This is a genomic window from Serratia sp. H1w (assembly GCF_000633355.1).
GTDB lineage: Bacteria > Pseudomonadota > Gammaproteobacteria > Enterobacterales > Enterobacteriaceae > Chania.
The window spans coordinates 18,560-34,885 of sequence record NZ_AYMQ01000081.1 but is presented as its reverse complement, the minus strand read 5'-3'; the positions used below and the strand labels follow the sequence as shown (position 1 = coordinate 34,885).

Sequence of the window (16,326 nt, the reverse complement as noted above, 5' to 3'; positions counted from 1 at the left end):
CGCGGTGGTCCCACCTGACCCCATGCCGAACTCAGAAGTGAAACGCCGTAGCGCCGATGGTAGTGTGGGGTCTCCCCATGCGAGAGTAGGACACTGCCAGGCATCAATTAAACGTTATCAGTATGACATCTGGTAATGTGCAAAATCACCAAGGTGGTTTTGCCCGCATCGCAAGATGCGACGTAAAAGAATCGGTGGAGCGGTAGTTCAGTTGGTTAGAATACCTGCCTGTCACGCAGGGGGTCGCGGGTTCGAGCCCCGTCCGTTCCGCCACTTAATTGATAAGCCCTGAGTCTCTGACTCAGGGCTTTTTCATATGCAAAATTCGCGCTGAATGCGGGCCAATTTGAGTTGAGTGATAGCCCTCACCCTAACCCTCTCCCCCAGGAGAGGGTGCCGAATGCGCCACAATTTTACTCCCGCATCTGACCTTAACATGGGCGCAGCATGCGGCGCCCCTACGCAGTGCCACATTAGCTGCCAACGACGCAGAACAGCTCCCTCGCCCTTTGGGAGAGGGTTGGGGTGAGGGGATTGAACCCTACTGTTGCCTGATAATCAAAAGTCTTATGCACAATAGGGCGTTTTTGATCAACAAAACTGCTGCCATAATCTCTGCATACCGTTTCGTAAACAAACCAAGAGAACATAATTATGAGCATCCCTGCATTTGGCTTAGGTACCTTCCGTCTGCAAGACCAAGTGGTGATCGATTCAGTGAGCACCGCTCTGGAACTGGGTTACCGTGCCATCGACACCGCACAAATCTATGAGAATGAAGCGGCTGTTGGCCAAGCTATCGCAGCCAGTGGCGTTAAGCGTGAAGAGTTATTCATCACTACCAAGATCTGGAGCGCCAATCTGGGCAAAGACCAACTGATCCCAAGCCTGCAAGCAAGCCTGGAAAAGCTGCAAACCGGCTATGTTGATCTGACCTTGATCCACTGGCCGTCACCGAACGATGAAGTCTCGGTTGCCGAGTCTATGGCCGAACTGGTCAAGGCAAAAGAACTGGGGCTGACACGCCAGATTGGTATTTCCAACTTCACCACCGAGTTGATGCAGCGCGCTATCGACGCCGTGGGTGCCGATGCGATCGCGACTATCCAGATCGAGCTCTCGCCGTATCTGCAAAACCGTCAGGTGGTTGAATTTGCTAAACAACATGGTATTGCCATCACCTCTTATATGACATTGGCTTATGGCAAAGCATTGCAGGATGAGGTTATCAAAAGCATCGCGCAGCGCCGTAACGCGACCCCGGCTCAGGTGATCCTGGCTTGGGCGATGCAACTGGGTTATGCGGTGATCCCGTCCTCTACCAAGCGTGAAAACCTGGCAAGTAACCTGCTGGCTCAACAACTGACGTTGTCTGACGAAGAAATGGCCGAGATTGCCGCTTTGGAATGCAATGGTCGCCTGGTTAGCCCGGAAGGTCTGGCACCAAACTGGGATTGATAGTTGATTTTGCCGTCTGTGGTTCTGAGGCCACAGACGGCCGAGCTCATGCTAACGAGCGAACTTTTGGTGTAGGGCGATAATCTCGCGGCCCATTTCCATCAGCATAATCGCGTTCATCAGATGATCCTGTGCATGGACCATCACCAGGTGGACCGGGATCTTACCGCTGCCTTCGTCCATTTCGATCAGTTTGGTTTGCACGTGATGAGCGCCAGAGAGTGCCTCCTGCGCTTGTTGCATATACTGTTCGGCCTGTACGAAATCTTCGTCTTCGCGTGCACAACGCATGGCCTGAAATACCAGACTGCGGGCGTAACCCGCATTGGCAATCAGCTCCATCACTTCGTTTTCCAGATCCATTTCAGGCTTCCTCAATCAGCGCTAACGCCTGATCCAATACCTTGTCACCCTTCATAGTGCCGTAGGCCATCATATCGATGCAGGCGACTTTCTTGTTGTGCTCGTGGGCAATCTTCTCGCATTCGGCCAACTTATAACGGATCTGTGGCCCCAGCAGCGCGACGTCGAATTCTGCCACTGCCGTTTTGTATTCACGGATCGACTTGGCACAGATCTCGGCGTCAATACCGCGCGCCTTGGCTGCTTCCTGCATCTTCTTCACCATCAGACTGGTGGACATACCTAAATCGCACACTAACAGGATCTTTTTCATATTATTTCTCCAGGCGTTCCAGCAAGTGCTGGATTAAAAGCGGGATCGGTCGGCCAGAAGCGACGCTACGGCCATTTTCGCGCCATAGTGCGGTGCCACTGATATCAAGGTGTGCCCAGGGGATATCCGCCGGGCTGAAACGGCTTAGGAAATAGGCGGCAGAAGTGCTGATCGCCGCATTGTTGGTAGGCGTGTTGCACAGGTCGGCAATAGTGCTTTCTACCTGCTTGCCGAAGCGTGGACCTAACGGCAAAGACCACAGAGGATCGCCACTGTGCAGGCCTGCCTGGGTAAGCGCGTGACGCAGGTTCTCATCCTCGGTCATCAGGCCGCTAAGATCGTAACCCAAGGCTTTGACCACCGCACCGGTGAGCGTGGCCAGATCGATCACGTATTCCGGTAATTGATCGTTATGAGTCAACCTGCTGGCGTAAGCGATGCCATCGGCCAACACCAGTCGCCCCTCGGCATCGGTGTTGTTGATTTCGACGGTCAGGCCACTGTAGCTGGTTGCGACATCTCCAGGGCGCATTGCTGCCGGGCCAATCATATTTTCCGCCAGTGCCAGCACGCCGACCAGACGTACAGGTAGTTTGAGTTCTGCGACAGCCAGCATCAGGCCAAAGACATTAGCAGCACCACACATGTCATATTTCATGGTGTACATGCCATCGCCGCCCTTTAACCATAAGCCGCCGGTATCAAAGGTGATGCCTTTGCCTACGTAGGCGCTGTAGGGGCCGCTATCGCTTCCCTGATAGCGTATCACCACCAGACGCGGCGGATTATCGGCACCTTTACCGACAGCCTGTAACAAACCCAGGCCTTGTTCTGCGATCTGCTGTTCATCCAACACTTCACAACTCAGGCTAGGATAGTGTGCAATCTGCCGGGCAATCTCGCTGGCGAAAAACGCCGGGGCGCAACGATCGCTTGGCAGGTCGGCAATGCGCCGCGCCGCCTTCATTCCCATGGCTGTGGCTGCCGCTTGCGACAGAAGCGGTTCAAGCGTTGTTAGCTGCTGCGGCTGACAATAGAACACCCATTCCTGAATACGTGGCGCAGGGATCTCCTGTGCCTGTTTCAGGCCGAGATCGCTCAGTTGATAATCCAGGTTGAACAGGAAATGTAGCAGAGGGTTCAGCACCGGTAGGCTGCCGTGATCAAACAACGTCAAGTCGACGATCAACTGCGTACTGTTACCGCTGCGTAGTAGGGGGCGCAGTGCGGTGATCAGTTTGCTGGTGTGCTCATCAAGCCAGAACGTTTTTGGCAACAGCGTGACACGACCTGCCGGAGCGCAGCCGTAGGCACAGTCGGCAGTTTGCTGCTGAGCGGTGGTTTGCAGTTCCTGTAGCAGGGTAGGATTACAGGGCAATTGCAACGTGCTGCCAGGGTAGCTGATCACATGGTTGCTGACATCCCATGTGGATATTTCACTCTGAAGCCGGTAATTAATCAAAATGGATCTCCTCAATCGGCGCGCGAATGCGCTCGGCATAGTCGGTTAGCCATTGCTCGCTGGCTGGGATGTAGTGGGTATGCTCGGCACGGCGTTCTGCCAGATATACCGTCGGTGGCTGGATAGCGCTGGCGACCACAAATGAGAAGGTTTTGATATTGGTAGAAACGCCAAACTCTCCTTGCCGATTCATGCAAACCACCGAGAGATCGCCCACCCTGCCAAAGCGGGCGATCAACCGATCTTCCAATTCAAACACGACCGAATCAGCGGCTTGCTGTGGGGTCATACCCTGTTGCATGCGGCGCACGATTTCATAGCTGGTGCAGCCTTTCATCAGGTCTTCACCCACGCCAGTGGCGGTGGCGGCACCGATCTGGCTGTCACAGTAAAAGCCGGAGCCGATCACCGGTGAATCCCCCAGGCGGCCACGGCGTTTCATAAACAGCCCGCTGGTCGAGGTGGCTACGCTCATTGAGCCATGCAGATCGAGGCCGATAATGCCGACGGTATCGTGTCCATCATAGGGGCTAAGGCCCTTGTCGATGGTTTCACGGCAGCGTTTACGATAGTGCTGGGTCGCGCGTTCGGTCAGCATGGTCTTATTGGCAAAGCCCTGGCTAAGAGCCCATTCGCGCGCGCCAGTTCCTACCAGCACGCTGTTGAAGCGCTCGCGGCTCAGTGCCTGGGCAACTTTCACCGGGTTGGCGATATCCACCAGGTTGCCAACGGCGCCGAAAGCCAACGTATCGCCATCCATAAAGGCGGCATCCAGTTCTACCTCACCGTTTTCGGTCGGCAGACCGCCGAAGCCGACGGATTTATAAAACGGAAAGTCCTCCACTTCAGCAACCGCGCTGACCACGCTTTGTGCGGCACTAGCTCCGGCTTTCAGCGTGCTACTGGCCTGCGTGACACCTTCCAGCGCCATACGCCAGGTTGCAATCATTCCCCACATATCAAACTCCTGATGTTTCGGCTGCGCGATACTGTTTATCCAGAATGCGCAGGAAAGGCAGATACAGCATGGCACCGATCAGCAGGTTGACGATCTGCATCAGGCTGCCACTCAAATGGCCGGTCACGATAAATCCGCTGATCACTGGCGGTAGCGTCCAGGGGATAAATACCCCGGTGGTGACGGCTACCGCTCCCAGCTTCATCGCTACGTATTGCACGGTCACCAGCACCACCGGTACCAGGTTGAAGGGGATCAACATAATGGGGTTCATGATCACCGGCAGGCCAAACAGGATGGGTTCATTAATGTTGAAGATTGAAGCCGCTGCTCCCATACGGCCCACTTCGCGGATGCTGTTGCTACGGGCGAAGAACAGGATGGCGATCACCAACGACAGAGTTGCCCCGGCACCGCCCATCCAGATCATATCGAAGAACTGTTCGGTAACGATGTGCGGTGGCGTGACCCCGGCCTGGATAGCGGCGATGTTGTCGGTCTGGTTTTCCATCCACAGCGGGCGAATGATGCCGTTAACCATCGAACCGGAGTTGATGCCGACCGACCAGAGAATGGTGATACTCAATACCGTCAGCAGTGCACCGATATAAGAGGTGCCAAAGTGACGTACTGGCGTAGCGACCACGTTATAAATAAACTGGTGAATAGTTTGGTAGCTGGTGTGCTCGAACAGAATACGGATCACCAGCACCAGAATAATCACGAACAGTGCAGGCAGCAGGGCGGCGAAGGATTCCTGTACCGCTGGTGGCACACCTTCTGGCATTTTGATGATCAGCTTGCGGCGCTTGAGGTAGCAGAACAGTTCGGTCCACAGCAGTGAGCCAATCATGGCGACAAACAGCCCTTTGCTGCCGATCCATTCGGTCGGGATCACGCTGACGTTACCCAGAGCTTCCACTTTGATAAACGGCGTCAAGATCAGGAAACATACCAGTGACAGAATGCCGCTGGAGACGCGATCCTCGTCATAATGTTCCGCCAGGCGATAAGCTGTCAGGAAACTGACGAACAGCGACATGGTGGAGAACACCGCGTTAAACGGGATCTCGATGATATTGCTCCAACTGGCGCCAAACAGGCCCGCCATAAACTGCTGGTAACCCTGATTGGGGAATGACGAAATCACCAGCAGGATCGAGCCGACAATAATGAACGGCATAAAGGAAACGTAGGCACCGCGGATGGCACACAAATGCCGCTGTTGTGCGGCCTTGGCCGCCAGTGGCATCAGCTTGGCTTCAAGAAATCCCAGAACGTTGTTCATGCTAAACCCCGTAGGTAGGCTGATTGGAGAAAAACAGGTAAGGGTGGCGATTTATTGATTGGGATTATCAGTCAATGGATTTTAAAGAAAGGTGAATCAGTTCACAGTGTGAGGCGAATTTATAAAATATCTCACAAGATTAGTTATGATAAAGCATCCGTTTCAGTGTGGAGTTAAAGATGGAAATCAAGCTGCATGCCAATGCGACCACGACCCCGCGGGTACGGCGTTATATCCAGCAATCGGCCAAAAGCGATCGTGAATTGGCGCAAGAACTGGGCATTTCCGTGGCGACGGTGCGTCGCTGGCGGCAGCGGCAGGACGTTGCCGATCGTCATACGGTGCCCAAAACGACCCGCAAGGTGCTGACGGATGAGCAGAGCCTGCTGATCAACTGGCTGAGACAAAAATTGCAGTTGCCGCTGGATGAGTTGCTGGTGGTGGTGAATCAGGGCATGCAGCAGCCAATCTCTCGTGCGGGGTTGGATCGCTATCTGCGTGGCGTTGGCCAGCGTAGTGAGGATGAGGGCAGAGCGCTGCGAGGGAAGAAGGCGTTGAAAGCCGGTGCACGGCCTGGGACTCTCGCCCTTTATTATCAAAGAATTAGCCTATTGGCCGCAGATGGCGGTGAGCAACACTTATTGTGGGCTGAGGAAAAGGTCAGCGGTTGGTTGAGCGCGCGAGCCTTTGCGGGCGCTTCGCCGGTGCTGGTGGTTAACTGGCTGAAGGAACTGTTATCGCACTGCCCTGGTGGTATCCAATCTATTGAGACTGAAAATAAAAAGCTGTTCGGCAACAGTGAATCTCAGACACATCCGTTACAGCTATGGTGTCAGGAGCAAGGGCTGACGTTGCAACAGCCCGAGCACCCGCAAATGGAGCGGGTGCTGCGGCTTGAAAGCGAACTGATGCAGGTACTCCCGGCGGCGGAACACCTCTCGCTGGATGCCGTGCTGCAAGCAATCTGCACTCACTACAACCAACAGTGGCCGCAGAAGAAACTGGGTGACCTGACGCCAGCGGCATTCTGGTTGCTGCATCGTCAAGACTAGCGGGGGGCCAGATTCTCGCTGAGAAAATCGATAAAGCTGCGCAGGCGGTTGCTCACGGCGCTATCGCTGTAATACACCGCATTGACCGGCACGGCTACCGGCAGCGTTTCCTCGACCAGGATCGGGACTAAATCTCCGCGCTGGATGTCTTCATCGATCATAAAGTTCGACAGGCAGGCGATGCCGTTACCATGCAGACACAGGTGGCGCTGGGTTTCTCCGCTGTTGGTGGTCAGCCCTGGCGTGATCTCCAACTGCCGGCCGTCGGCGCAGGCTAATGGCCAGCGGTTCAGGTTGGGCAGATCGTTGAAGCCGATGCAGCAGTGATGCGTCAACTCCTCCACGGTTTGCGGGGTACCGAACTGCTTCAGATAGGCCGGTGACGTCACTATTTTTCGATAGCTGGTCATCAGTTTACGCGCCTTCAAACTTGAGTCTGTCAGTTCCCCCACGCGGATGGCGATATCGACCTTACGCTCGATCAGGTTGATAAAGGTTTCTGAGGAAACCAGTGAGAGCGACATTTCCGGGTAGCGAGCACGAAACTCGCCCACCAAGGGAGTCAGCACGTGTAACACGACCGGCGTTGCGGCATCGATGCGTAACAGACCTCGGGGTTGCAAGCGGCTTTCCATCAGCGCGTTTTCCGCCGCAGCCATATCGCTCAGGACTTTCTGCACCTGGCGGAAATAGCTCTCCCCCTCCTGCGTGAGGCTGATCTGGCGGGTGGTGCGATTGAGCAGCGTGACTCCCAATTTACTCTCCAGCTTTTTCACCGTGCGGCTGACCACCGAGTTTGCCTGTTCCAGGCGTTCCGCTGCGCGGCTGAAGCTACCGCTTTCCACCACCGTGACAAAGGTGATCAGTTCATCCGAATTCGCCTTCATTGTTGCTCCATCAGCAAAATTTATTTGAAATTTTGAGCATTTTTATCATTTAAGCATAGGCAGATAATCAGCGCCATCAACCCGAACGTTTTTGGAGTTAGCTATGCCACTCGCTTTACTTGCCTTGACCATCAGTGCCTTTGCCATCGGCACCACGGAGTTTGTGATTGTCGGACTGATCCCGACCATCGCAGAGCAGTTGAACGTCACCGTGCCATCTGCAGGACTACTGGTGACCCTCTATGCCATTGGGGTGGCGATTGGTGCGCCGGTCTTGACCGCGTTGACCGGCCGCGTGCCGCGCAAGATGTTGCTGGTAGGCCTGATGGTGTTGTTCACCCTTGGCAACCTGCTGGCCTGGCAGTCACCGAGCTATGAATCGCTGGTGGTCGCTCGTTTACTGACTGGCCTGGCGCATGGGGTGTTTTTCTCGGTGGGATCTACCATTGCGACCAGCCTGGTACCTAAAGAGAAGGCGGCTTCAGCTATCGCCATCATGTTTGGTGGCTTGACCGTTGCACTGGTGACCGGCGTACCGTTAGGTACCTTTATCGGCCAGCACTTTGGTTGGCGTGAGACCTTCCTGGCGGTGTCATTGATTGGCATGATAGCGATTATTGCCAGCCTGATCCTGATCCCGAACGACATCAAAAATCAGGCCAGCGCCAGCATCCGCGATCAGCTGCAAGTGCTGACTCACCCACGTCTGCTGCTGATTTACGCCGTTACCGCGCTTGGCTACGGCGGCGTGTTCACCACCTTTACCTTCCTGGCTCCTATGATGCAGGAACTGGCTGGCTTCTCAGCCCCGGCGGTCAGTTGGATCTTGCTGGCCTACGGCATTGCGGTTGCCATTGGTAATATCTGGGGGGGCAAACTGGCCGATCGTCATGGTGCGGTGCGGGCGCTGAGCTTTATCTTTGCCGCATTAGCCGCCTTGTTGCTGGTGTTTCAGTTTACTGCCAGCCACAGCGTTGCCGCGCTGCTGACGGTGGTCGTGATGGGAGTATTTGCCTTTGGTAACGTCCCTGGTTTGCAGGTTTATGTGGTGCAGAAGGCCGAGCAGTACACGCCGAATGCGGTAGACGTGGCTTCTGGCCTGAATATCGCGGCGTTCAACGTAGGGATTGCGTTGGGTTCGGTGGTTGGCGGGCAGACCGTCGCCTCGCTGGGGCTGGCACAAACGCCATGGATTGGTGCGCTGATTGTGGTGGGAGCGCTGTTGTTGATTGGTCTTAGCGGTCGTTTGGATAAACAATACCAACGGCAGTTTGCTTAAGCTCCTCTAGCCCTCTTGTTCGTGGCCCGCATCTGCGGGCCTTTTCGCATTTATCACTTTTTAGCGCTAACCTTTACAGACCTATACGCTTGATCAATTGAATTCAACCCACCTCGCCCCTATAACATAATGTCAAAAGCCATGCTGGTCGCGCAGCTCAGGCGTATACTCAATTCAATCCCGGTAGCGATGTTGCTGCCAACTTGATGTTCATCCAAATGGGAAATAGGCGAATAACGTGCCGAAACGAACTTATGCAATGAGGTATGTTGCTGGCCAGCCAGTTGAACGGATTTTCCCTGGTGCTATCAATCAGCCGCTGCCGCCCGGGGCCGCGTTGCCTACGTCCGGTGCGCTGCGGGTGATGGTATGGAATATTTTCAAGCAGCAGCGTGCCGATTGGCTGTCGGTGTTGAAAGACTTCGGCAAAGATGCCCAGTTGGTGCTGTTGCAAGAAGCGCAGACCACGCCGGAATTGGTCAGTTTTGCCACCTCTAACTATCTGGCCGCCGATCAGGTGCCTGCCTTTGTGTTGCCGCAACATCCCTCCGGTGTGATGACGCTGTCGGCCGCGCATCCGGTGTATTGCTGCCCGTTGCGTGAGCGGGAGCCGCTGCTGCGTTTGGCTAAGTCGGCGTTGATCACCGTTTACCCGCTGTTCAACGGCGAGCTGTTGATGGTGGTGAATATCCACGCGGTGAACTTTAGCCTGGGGGTCGATGTTTACAGTAAACAGCTCGACCCGATTGGCGAGCAGATCGCCCTGCATCGGGGGCCGGTGATCATGGCGGGGGATTTTAACGCCTGGAGCCGCAAGCGCATCAATGCGCTGTATCAGTTTGCCAGCGACATGGCGTTGCACGAAGTGAACTTCGCCAACGATCATCGCCGCAAAGCCTTCGGTCGCCCGCTGGACTTTATCTTTTACCGCAACCTGGGCGTCACCGAGGCATCGGTACTGGTGACTCAGGCCTCGGATCATAATCCGCTGCTGGTAGAGTTCCATCCGCAAACCGATAAGCCGGTCTGGTAGCGAAATCTGGGCAATAAAAAAGCATCCCGAGGGATGCTTTTTTTGTGGCGAATGCTTAGGTTTCCGGCGACGATTTGTTGCTGACAAACAGGGTAAGTTTCACACCGGGTTGCAGACTGCTGCCTTTGCCGAGCGTTGAGTTCCAACGCATCACGTCGTTAATTTCGACGCCGTGACGACGTGCAATACTGGAGAGCGAATCACCTTTACGTACCTGATAGGTGATGCTGCTGTTATCTCTGGCATTGCTGGCCACTTGCAGGGTTTGCCCAACTTTCAGCGTGCTCTTGCCACGCAAATTGTTCCAACTCTGCAAATCGCTGGTCTTAACGTTCAAGCGTTTGGCGATGGTGGATAACGTATCGCCGGAGCGAACCTTATACGCACTTCCGCCTGACAGGCCGCTGTTCTTCGCCAACTGGGTCGTTGGTAATGTCGCAGCTATCTGTCCGTCGGCCAACGAGTCTTTCAACTGTGCGGCATTCTTCTTGGGAACCATGATGTAATGGGGCCCATTAGGTGCCGTAACGCCTTTCTTGTAGCCAGGGTTGTAAGCTTTCATCTTGGTGAGTGAAAGCCCAGACATCTCTGCCGCCTGAGTCAACTGGATCTGCTGCCCGACATCAATACGCGCCAGTGCACGGGTTTCGTCAGTTTTTGGCAACTTGACGCCGTACTTTTTGCTGTGCTTGATGATATCGCTCAGTGCCAGCATTTTCGGGACATAGATTGACGTTTCACGCGGAAGCGACAATGCCCAGAACTCGGTGGACTTACCCTGACGTTTATTCGCCTTAACCGCCTGCATGACTCGGCCTTCACCACTGTTATACGCGGCGATGGTCAGTAACCAGTCACCGTCAAACATGCGGTTCAAACGCTCCATCATGTTAAGCGCAGCGGTTGTCGAGGCCACAACATCACGGCGCCCGTCATACCACTGATTGTTTTTCAAACCATAATTGCGACCCGTTTGCGGCACGATCTGCCATAGCCCTGCGGCATTGGCACTTGACGTGGCGTGAGGGTCAAAAGCGCTCTCCACTATGGGTAGCAGTACCAGTTCCATCGGCATATTGCGTTTCTTAATCTGCCCGACTATCCAGTACATGTACGGCTCTGCCCGTAGTGTTACATCGTGGAGATAGCTCTTACTTTTTAAATATTTTCTTTTTTGTTCACGGATCCGGTCGTTTTCCGGAACCTCCATCTTCAGCTCGTCGCTAATGAAGTTCCACAGGTTCTGCTGAGTGGCGCTACTGTTACTGTCTAGCCACCGTGCCGAACTCGCTGTGTACTCTCCTGCTTCACTTTCTTGACCTGCCGAAGACAGACTCTGTGCATGCTGCGTTGGTGCCGGTGCATCCTGCCTGGATGACTGGCAACCCACCAACAAGACCGAGGCGAGAAGTATCGCTTTAGCCTTCATGTGTGTGTCAATATAGTTGCTTAAAAGACGAGCAAGGATACTTTGCTTAATCAAAAAACACAACTAAAAGCTTAGAAGGCATCCTTGCGCAGGCGTAATTCGGAAAAAACTGAATGAAGCTGCTTTGGTGGTGAATTAAAGCCTAATTCTTTTTGTAAATCAGTGTCATGGCAACGTAAAAATAGATTAATTTTACGCTCTAAATGCAGCGTTGTGGGCAGGCTAGACACTCCTTTTGCCCTTGATTGCTCTATTTGTTGCTGATATGTTTCAATTTGGCGATCTTGCGGCAATATTGTCCTGGCAAACTTAAGATTTGAGAGCGTGTATTCGTGTGCGCAACAAATCAGGGTTTCATCGGGAAGTTGCGCGAGCCGTTGAAATGAGTGGTACATTTGCTCCGCAGTTCCTTCAAACAGCCGCCCGCAGCCCGCAGAAAAAAGCGTATCTCCACAGAAAAGATAAGGCTCACTGTAGAATGCCACGTGACCCAGGGTATGCCCGGGAACCGCGATGGTGGTGTAGCGGCGTCCACCAATTTCGAGAATATCGCCATCGTGAACCAGCCGATTTGCCCCCTTATTGGCGGTTTCTTCCGGTCCGTAAACCGGCAGATCCGGATATTGCGCAACGATTGCCGCCACGCCGCCGACATGGTCGTGGTGGTGATGGGTCAATAATATGGCATCGGGCGTGAGTTGTTGCTGGGACAGCGCCTTCAGTACCGGGCCAGCTTCGCCAGGATCGACGATCACGCAGCGCCCTTGCTGGTCAGCCAATAACCAAATGTAATTGTCCTGAAAAGCGGGAATGCTGATAAGATTCATGGAACACCTCTCGTAGGCAACGGTTTGAAAGAGACACTTAAGCATGAAACCAGCCCAGACTCTACAAAAGCTCACCAGCCCTTATTCCTGGGCCGGGTTGCCGTGGGGGGAATACTATCGTGACGCGCTGGAGCAACAGTTGCAGCCCTGGTGGTCCAAGATGTTTGGTTTCCATCTGCTGAAGATTGGCAATCTCAGTGCCGAGCTGGATACGGAAATCTGTGCTATCTCGCATCAGGTTAACGTGGGATTGGCCGGGGAAAACCTGCATGTGCTGGCCGATCCCTATCAGTTGCCTTTTGCCGCCAAATCCGTCGATGCTTGCCTGCTGGCCCATACGCTCTCCTACGCCGATGACCCGCACCGCATGTTGCGTGAGGTCGATCGCGTGATGATCGATGATGGTTGGCTGGTGATCAGCAGCTTCAATCCCTTCAGCCTGCTTGGCTTAGGCAAGCTGATCCCCCTGTTGCGCAAACGCCAGCCTTACGTCAGCCGGATGTTTACCCAGATGCGCCTGTTGGATTGGCTCAGCCTGCTTAATTATGAAGTGTTGGAGCAGACGCGTTTCCACGTGTTGCCCTGGCAGCGTAAGGGGGGCACTTTCTTGAGTACGCATTTACCGGCGCTTGGCTGTATGAGCGTGATTGTGGCCCGTAAGAGAACCCTGCCACTGACGCCAACGCCGATGAAAATGGGGGCGAGGAAACAGTCTCTCGGCCGCGCAGTAGGCGCGACCAAGAGCTATCGTAAACTGCCTTAAGCTTCGGGTTTGTAGCCAACGTCATCCTGAGTTGGGCTGCCCGCCGCATCGCGAGCCAGCACGTCGCAGCGTTCGTTTTCCGGGTGTCCAGCATGGCCTTTGACCCACTCCCAGCGGATGGTGTGGCGGGCAATTGCCAGATCCAGACGCTGCCAGAGATCGACGTTCTTCACCGGTTTTTTATCGGCGGTTTTCCAGCCGCGCTTTTTCCAGTTATGGATCCAACTGGTGATCCCCTGGCGCACGTACTGGCTATCGGTGCTCAGCACCACTTCGCAAGGGGTGGTCAGGGCTTCTAGGGCCACAATTGCGGCCATCAGCTCCATACGGTTATTGGTCGTCAGGTAATAACCCGCGCTGAACAATTTCTCGTGCTGCTTATAGCGCAGAATTGCGCCGTAACCGCCGGGGCCTGGATTACCGAGACAAGAGCCGTCGGTGAAAATTTCTACCTGTTTAAGCATCTCTGGTAGACTCTTCCTATCAGTTTTATAAAAGCCAAGTCTGACATAAACCAGCGCTACGAGCACATCAATATGATCGTTACACCAACCAGACAGATCGTTCTCGATACCGAAACTACCGGTATGAACAAGCTAGGGGTTCACTACGAAGGGCACCGCATCATTGAGATCGGGGCCGTTGAGGTGATCAACCGCCGCCTGACCGGGCGCCACTTCCACGTTTACGTCAAGCCCGATCGGCTGGTGGATCCGGAAGCTTATGGCGTGCACGGGATCAGCGATGAGTTCCTGGCGGACAAGCCCACTTTCGATCAGATCGCCGCTGAATTTATCGACTTTATCCGTGGCGGTGAGTTAGTCATCCATAACGCGTCGTTCGATATCGGCTTTATGGATCACGAATTCCGCATGTTGCAGCGCGATATCCCGAAGACGGAGACGTTCTGCACCATCACCGATAGCCTGTTGATGGCGCGCCGCCTGTTCCCGGGCAAGCGTAACAACCTCGATGCCCTGTGCAACCGTTACGAGATAGACAACACCAAGCGAACGCTGCATGGCGCTTTGCTCGATGCCGAGATCCTGGCGGAAGTCTATCTGGCGATGACCGGTGGTCAGACTTCGATGGCTTTCCAGATGGAAGGGGACACCCAGCAGACGGACTCCACCCAGGATATTCAACGCATCCAGCGCCCAGCGACGGCGATGAAAGTGATTTATGCCAGTGACGAAGAATTGCAGGCCCATGAAGCCCGTCTGGATCTGGTGCTCAAGAAGGGCGGCAGTTGCCTGTGGCGTGGTGGTGCAGAGGCTGAATAACGTCCCCTCACCCCAACCCTCTCCCAAAGGGCGAGGGAGCCAGTTCAGCGTCGTTGGCTGGTTATGTGTGCACTACGTCGGGGCGCCGCATGCTGCGCTCGAGTTAAGGTTCGTTGAAAAACTGTGCAAACGACTCTTTTTATAAGAAAAGACGTTGACGGAACGGCGAGGCAACCGTAATATTCGGCTCGTTCCCCCGCAAGAGGGAACGTTGCGGAGCGGTAGTTCAGTTGGTTAGAATACCTGCCTGTCACGCAGGGGGTCGCGGGTTCGAGCCCCGTCCGTTCCGCCAACATTCAGAAGCCCTGAGTTAGCAATAACTCAGGGCTTCGTCTTTTCTGCAGCATCCTCCCCCCTTCGGTTTTCCCCCATTGTCAGCGTTAGCTGAAAGCGTATTAAAGCTATTTCATTCATCAATGATAATGATTATTATTTAAACCAATGGATGGACTACTCATCCAGTCAGATCGAGCAAACTATTCTTTTCAATTTCAGTGCTGAGTATGTCGGGTGTTTTCTGCAGCGAGGCTGGGCGTTTACCGGATGGTGAACCAACGTCGCTGTGTCACCACACTGATAAAACTGAAAAGGGATGGAACATGTTGGAAACTGTTCAGTCACTCCGCTGGATGCCACTGACGCCAGCGCAATTTGATTTCTGGGAAGAGTTTACCTTTCACCCGCATCAACCCGTATCGACCGTTGCCCACTGTATTACACTACGCGGTGAATTGGATGAACAGGCATTGTTGGCGGCGTTGCAACAGGTGACGGTTGAAACCGATGTTTTTGCCATCCAGTTTCAACTGCCCGATCGCGAGGCTTTACCGCTACAGCGCTGCAATCCCCAACGCTGTCCTCAAGTACGCCTGATTGAGTTACAGCAGGCTGACGTTGCCACATTGATGATGCAGGCCGATATCGAGGGCCAGCTCAACTTGTTGAGTCAACCGCTGGCGGCCGTTTGGCTGTTCCGCTTTTCTCCCGGGCATTACACGGTTTATATCCGGGCGCATCACATCATTATTGATGGCTTTGGCATGGCGCTGATTGAACATCGCCTCGCCGAGCTTTATCGCACTCTGCGGCAAAAAACAGTCGCTAGTCAGCCATTCGGCGCGTTTTATGCTTTTCTGGCCGAAGAGCAGCAGTACGCCGATAGCGAAAAATCTCGGCAGGACGCGGAGTATTGGCGGCGGTATGTGACTGATGGGCCTTCGCTGCCCGTATTGCAAAAGGGAGGAGAGGACTACGGTGCGGAGTGCCTGCACAGTGAAGCGATGCTACCGATCCATTTTAGCCAGCAACTGAGCGCTTTCGCCGAATATTGTGGCATCGGCTGGCCGGATTTGCTGCTGGCGCTTTCCGCGGCCTGGCTGACGTTTCAGCTTTATGGCGAGGATTGCGCAGAGGTTCATCCCATCTGGGTGCCAGTGATGAATCGGCGGGGCAAGGTCGCAGCCTGTGTGCCGGCGCTGGCGGTGAATATTCTGCCGCTTTTTATTCAAATCGAACCGCAGGAACGGGTGGCCGACTATGTCAAACGCATCGCGAAAACGTTGCGTGACCTGCGGGCTCACGGACGCTATCGCATTGAAACCTTGGCCACCGATCAGGGACTAGGGAAGGGGACGCGCTATTTCTTCTCGCCGTTAATCAATGTGCTCCCCTTCGATCCTCCGCAGTTTGCCGGTTGTGCAGTCGAACGCGAAGTGATGGCAAGCGGCCCTGGGGATGGTTTTAACATTACCTGGCGTGGCCGCACGGATGCCAGTGAGTTGCACATCGATATTGATGCCGATCCGGAGATATATGCCGGGCAGGACGTTGAGGAGATGTTCATCCATCTGGACAACTTCCTGCGCAGGGCGATGATGCACGAAGGGCAGCAACCGGTTTACCCGCTGCTAAACCCATAGGGTCTTCCGCCA

The 16,326-nt window shown here is 54.4% G+C and carries 16 protein-coding genes, 2 tRNA genes and 1 rRNA gene; 10 read left to right on the top strand and 9 right to left on the bottom strand.

Features of this window, described 5'->3' with window-relative positions:
* From rrf to dkgB, 3 genes are all read left to right on the top strand, one after another.
* Positions 1 to 102: ribosomal RNA gene (gene rrf / locus U869_RS0119100) — 5S ribosomal RNA — on the top strand; the annotation flags it as partial.
* A 94-nt stretch (positions 103 to 196) separates the two neighbouring features.
* Positions 197 to 273: transfer RNA gene (locus tag U869_RS0119095), tRNA-Asp, on the top strand.
* Between the two features lie 381 nt (positions 274 to 654).
* Entirely contained in the window at positions 655 to 1,458 is an 804-nt protein-coding gene (dkgB, locus tag U869_RS0119090) for a 2,5-didehydrogluconate reductase DkgB (protein WP_025119658.1), read from the top strand.
* Between the two features lie 51 nt (positions 1,459 to 1,509).
* On the opposite strand, the gene U869_RS0119085 is transcribed toward dkgB, so the two are convergent.
* Genes U869_RS0119085 through U869_RS0119065 form a run of 5 tightly spaced genes read right to left on the bottom strand, consistent with a single transcriptional unit; the run spans position 1,510 to position 5,842 of the window.
* Positions 1,510 to 1,821, bottom strand: coding sequence for a PTS lactose/cellobiose transporter subunit IIA (locus tag U869_RS0119085; protein WP_025119657.1), 312 nt, complete (start codon positions 1,819 to 1,821; stop codon positions 1,510 to 1,512).
* Between the two features lies 1 nt (position 1,822).
* Positions 1,823 to 2,134, bottom strand: a complete 312-nt coding sequence (locus U869_RS0119080; RefSeq protein ID WP_025119656.1) for a PTS sugar transporter subunit IIB — start codon at positions 2,132 to 2,134, stop codon at positions 1,823 to 1,825.
* A gap of 1 nt (position 2,135) precedes the next feature.
* A complete protein-coding gene (locus tag U869_RS0119075) occupies positions 2,136 to 3,596 on the bottom strand; it encodes a leucyl aminopeptidase family protein (RefSeq protein WP_025119655.1) in 1,461 nt (486 codons plus the stop codon).
* Positions 3,589 to 4,554, bottom strand: coding sequence for a N(4)-(beta-N-acetylglucosaminyl)-L-asparaginase (locus U869_RS0119070; RefSeq protein ID WP_025119654.1), 966 nt, complete (start codon positions 4,552 to 4,554; stop codon positions 3,589 to 3,591). The genes U869_RS0119075 and U869_RS0119070 overlap by 8 nt, the downstream gene beginning before the upstream one ends.
* A gap of 1 nt (position 4,555) precedes the next feature.
* The gene (locus tag U869_RS0119065; RefSeq protein ID WP_025119653.1) at positions 4,556 to 5,842 is read right to left on the bottom strand and encodes a PTS sugar transporter subunit IIC; all 1,287 of its coding nucleotides are present in this window, start codon (positions 5,840 to 5,842) and stop codon (positions 4,556 to 4,558) included.
* Positions 5,843 to 6,021: 179 nt separating this feature from the next.
* Between U869_RS0119065 and U869_RS0119060 the strand changes: the two genes are divergently transcribed.
* Positions 6,022 to 6,894 carry a hypothetical protein gene (locus U869_RS0119060; protein ID WP_025119652.1) on the top strand — a complete coding sequence of 291 codons (873 nt, stop codon included), beginning with the start codon at positions 6,022 to 6,024 and terminating at the stop codon, positions 6,892 to 6,894.
* On the opposite strand, the gene yafC is transcribed toward U869_RS0119060, so the two are convergent.
* Positions 6,891 to 7,781 carry a DNA-binding transcriptional regulator YafC gene (gene yafC, locus U869_RS0119055; RefSeq protein ID WP_025119651.1) on the bottom strand — a complete coding sequence of 297 codons (891 nt, stop codon included), beginning with the start codon at positions 7,779 to 7,781 and terminating at the stop codon, positions 6,891 to 6,893. The genes U869_RS0119060 and yafC overlap by 4 nt on opposite strands.
* 103 nt (positions 7,782 to 7,884) lie before the next feature.
* Here yafC and U869_RS0119050 point away from each other — a divergent pair, with 103 nt between their 5' ends.
* On the top strand, positions 7,885 to 9,060 hold the full coding sequence (locus tag U869_RS0119050) for an MFS transporter (protein ID WP_025119650.1): 1,176 nt from the start codon (positions 7,885 to 7,887) through the stop codon (positions 9,058 to 9,060).
* A 238-nt stretch (positions 9,061 to 9,298) separates the two neighbouring features.
* Positions 9,299 to 10,093 carry an endonuclease/exonuclease/phosphatase family protein gene (locus U869_RS0119040; protein ID WP_025119649.1) on the top strand — a complete coding sequence of 265 codons (795 nt, stop codon included), beginning with the start codon at positions 9,299 to 9,301 and terminating at the stop codon, positions 10,091 to 10,093.
* Positions 10,094 to 10,148: 55 nt separating this feature from the next.
* Here the strand turns inward: U869_RS0119040 and mltD are convergent, their stop codons facing one another.
* Entirely contained in the window at positions 10,149 to 11,522 is a 1,374-nt protein-coding gene (mltD, locus tag U869_RS0119035; protein WP_037408263.1) for a murein transglycosylase D, read from the bottom strand.
* A 71-nt stretch (positions 11,523 to 11,593) separates the two neighbouring features.
* Positions 11,594 to 12,349: a hydroxyacylglutathione hydrolase gene (gene gloB, locus U869_RS0119030; RefSeq protein ID WP_025119647.1), complete on the bottom strand. Its 756-nt coding sequence runs from the start codon at positions 12,347 to 12,349 to the stop codon at positions 11,594 to 11,596.
* Between the two features lie 43 nt (positions 12,350 to 12,392).
* Here gloB and U869_RS0119025 point away from each other — a divergent pair, with 43 nt between their 5' ends.
* Positions 12,393 to 13,112 (top strand): class I SAM-dependent methyltransferase, encoded by a 720-nt coding sequence (locus U869_RS0119025; protein WP_025119646.1) that lies wholly within the window; start codon positions 12,393 to 12,395, stop codon positions 13,110 to 13,112.
* Here the strand turns inward: U869_RS0119025 and rnhA are convergent.
* Positions 13,109 to 13,576: a ribonuclease HI gene (gene rnhA, locus U869_RS0119020; protein ID WP_021805638.1), complete on the bottom strand. Its 468-nt coding sequence runs from the start codon at positions 13,574 to 13,576 to the stop codon at positions 13,109 to 13,111. The two genes, U869_RS0119025 and rnhA, sit on opposite strands and share 4 nt — an antisense overlap.
* Positions 13,577 to 13,648: 72 nt before the next feature.
* Here rnhA and dnaQ point away from each other — a divergent pair, with 72 nt between their 5' ends.
* The 3 genes from dnaQ to U869_RS0119005 all read left to right on the top strand — a co-directional run bounded on the left by dnaQ (position 13,649) and on the right by U869_RS0119005 (position 16,314).
* Positions 13,649 to 14,395, top strand: coding sequence for a DNA polymerase III subunit epsilon (gene dnaQ / locus U869_RS0119015; RefSeq protein WP_025119645.1), 747 nt, complete (start codon positions 13,649 to 13,651; stop codon positions 14,393 to 14,395).
* Between the two features lie 215 nt (positions 14,396 to 14,610).
* Positions 14,611 to 14,687: transfer RNA gene (locus U869_RS0119010), tRNA-Asp, on the top strand.
* Positions 14,688 to 14,994: 307 nt separating this feature from the next.
* Positions 14,995 to 16,314 (top strand): condensation domain-containing protein, encoded by a 1,320-nt coding sequence (locus U869_RS0119005; protein ID WP_025119644.1) that lies wholly within the window; start codon positions 14,995 to 14,997, stop codon positions 16,312 to 16,314.
* Positions 16,315 to 16,326: the final 12 nt, after the last annotated feature.

Bases quoted from the DNA above. Each gene is read 5' to 3' on its own strand.
- dkgB (WP_025119658.1), top strand. From the start codon at position 655: ATGAGCATCCCTGCATTTGGCTTAGGTACCTTCCGTCTGCAAGACCAA.
- U869_RS0119085 (WP_025119657.1), bottom strand. From the start codon at position 1,821: ATGGATCTGGAAAACGAAGTGATGGAGCTGATTGCCAATGCGGGTTAC.
- U869_RS0119080 (WP_025119656.1), bottom strand. From the start codon at position 2,134: ATGAAAAAGATCCTGTTAGTGTGCGATTTAGGTATGTCCACCAGTCTG.
- U869_RS0119070 (WP_025119654.1), bottom strand. From the start codon at position 4,554: ATGTGGGGAATGATTGCAACCTGGCGTATGGCGCTGGAAGGTGTCACG.
- U869_RS0119065 (WP_025119653.1), bottom strand. From the start codon at position 5,842: ATGAACAACGTTCTGGGATTTCTTGAAGCCAAGCTGATGCCACTGGCG.
- U869_RS0119060 (WP_025119652.1), top strand. From the start codon at position 6,022: ATGGAAATCAAGCTGCATGCCAATGCGACCACGACCCCGCGGGTACGG.
- yafC (WP_025119651.1), bottom strand. From the start codon at position 7,781: ATGAAGGCGAATTCGGATGAACTGATCACCTTTGTCACGGTGGTGGAA.
- U869_RS0119050 (WP_025119650.1), top strand. From the start codon at position 7,885: ATGCCACTCGCTTTACTTGCCTTGACCATCAGTGCCTTTGCCATCGGC.
- mltD (WP_037408263.1), bottom strand. From the start codon at position 11,522: ATGAAGGCTAAAGCGATACTTCTCGCCTCGGTCTTGTTGGTGGGTTGC.
- gloB (WP_025119647.1), bottom strand. From the start codon at position 12,349: ATGAATCTTATCAGCATTCCCGCTTTTCAGGACAATTACATTTGGTTA.
- U869_RS0119025 (WP_025119646.1), top strand. From the start codon at position 12,393: ATGAAACCAGCCCAGACTCTACAAAAGCTCACCAGCCCTTATTCCTGG.
- rnhA (WP_021805638.1), bottom strand. From the start codon at position 13,576: ATGCTTAAACAGGTAGAAATTTTCACCGACGGCTCTTGTCTCGGTAAT.
- dnaQ (WP_025119645.1), top strand. From the start codon at position 13,649: ATGATCGTTACACCAACCAGACAGATCGTTCTCGATACCGAAACTACC.
- U869_RS0119005 (WP_025119644.1), top strand. From the start codon at position 14,995: ATGTTGGAAACTGTTCAGTCACTCCGCTGGATGCCACTGACGCCAGCG.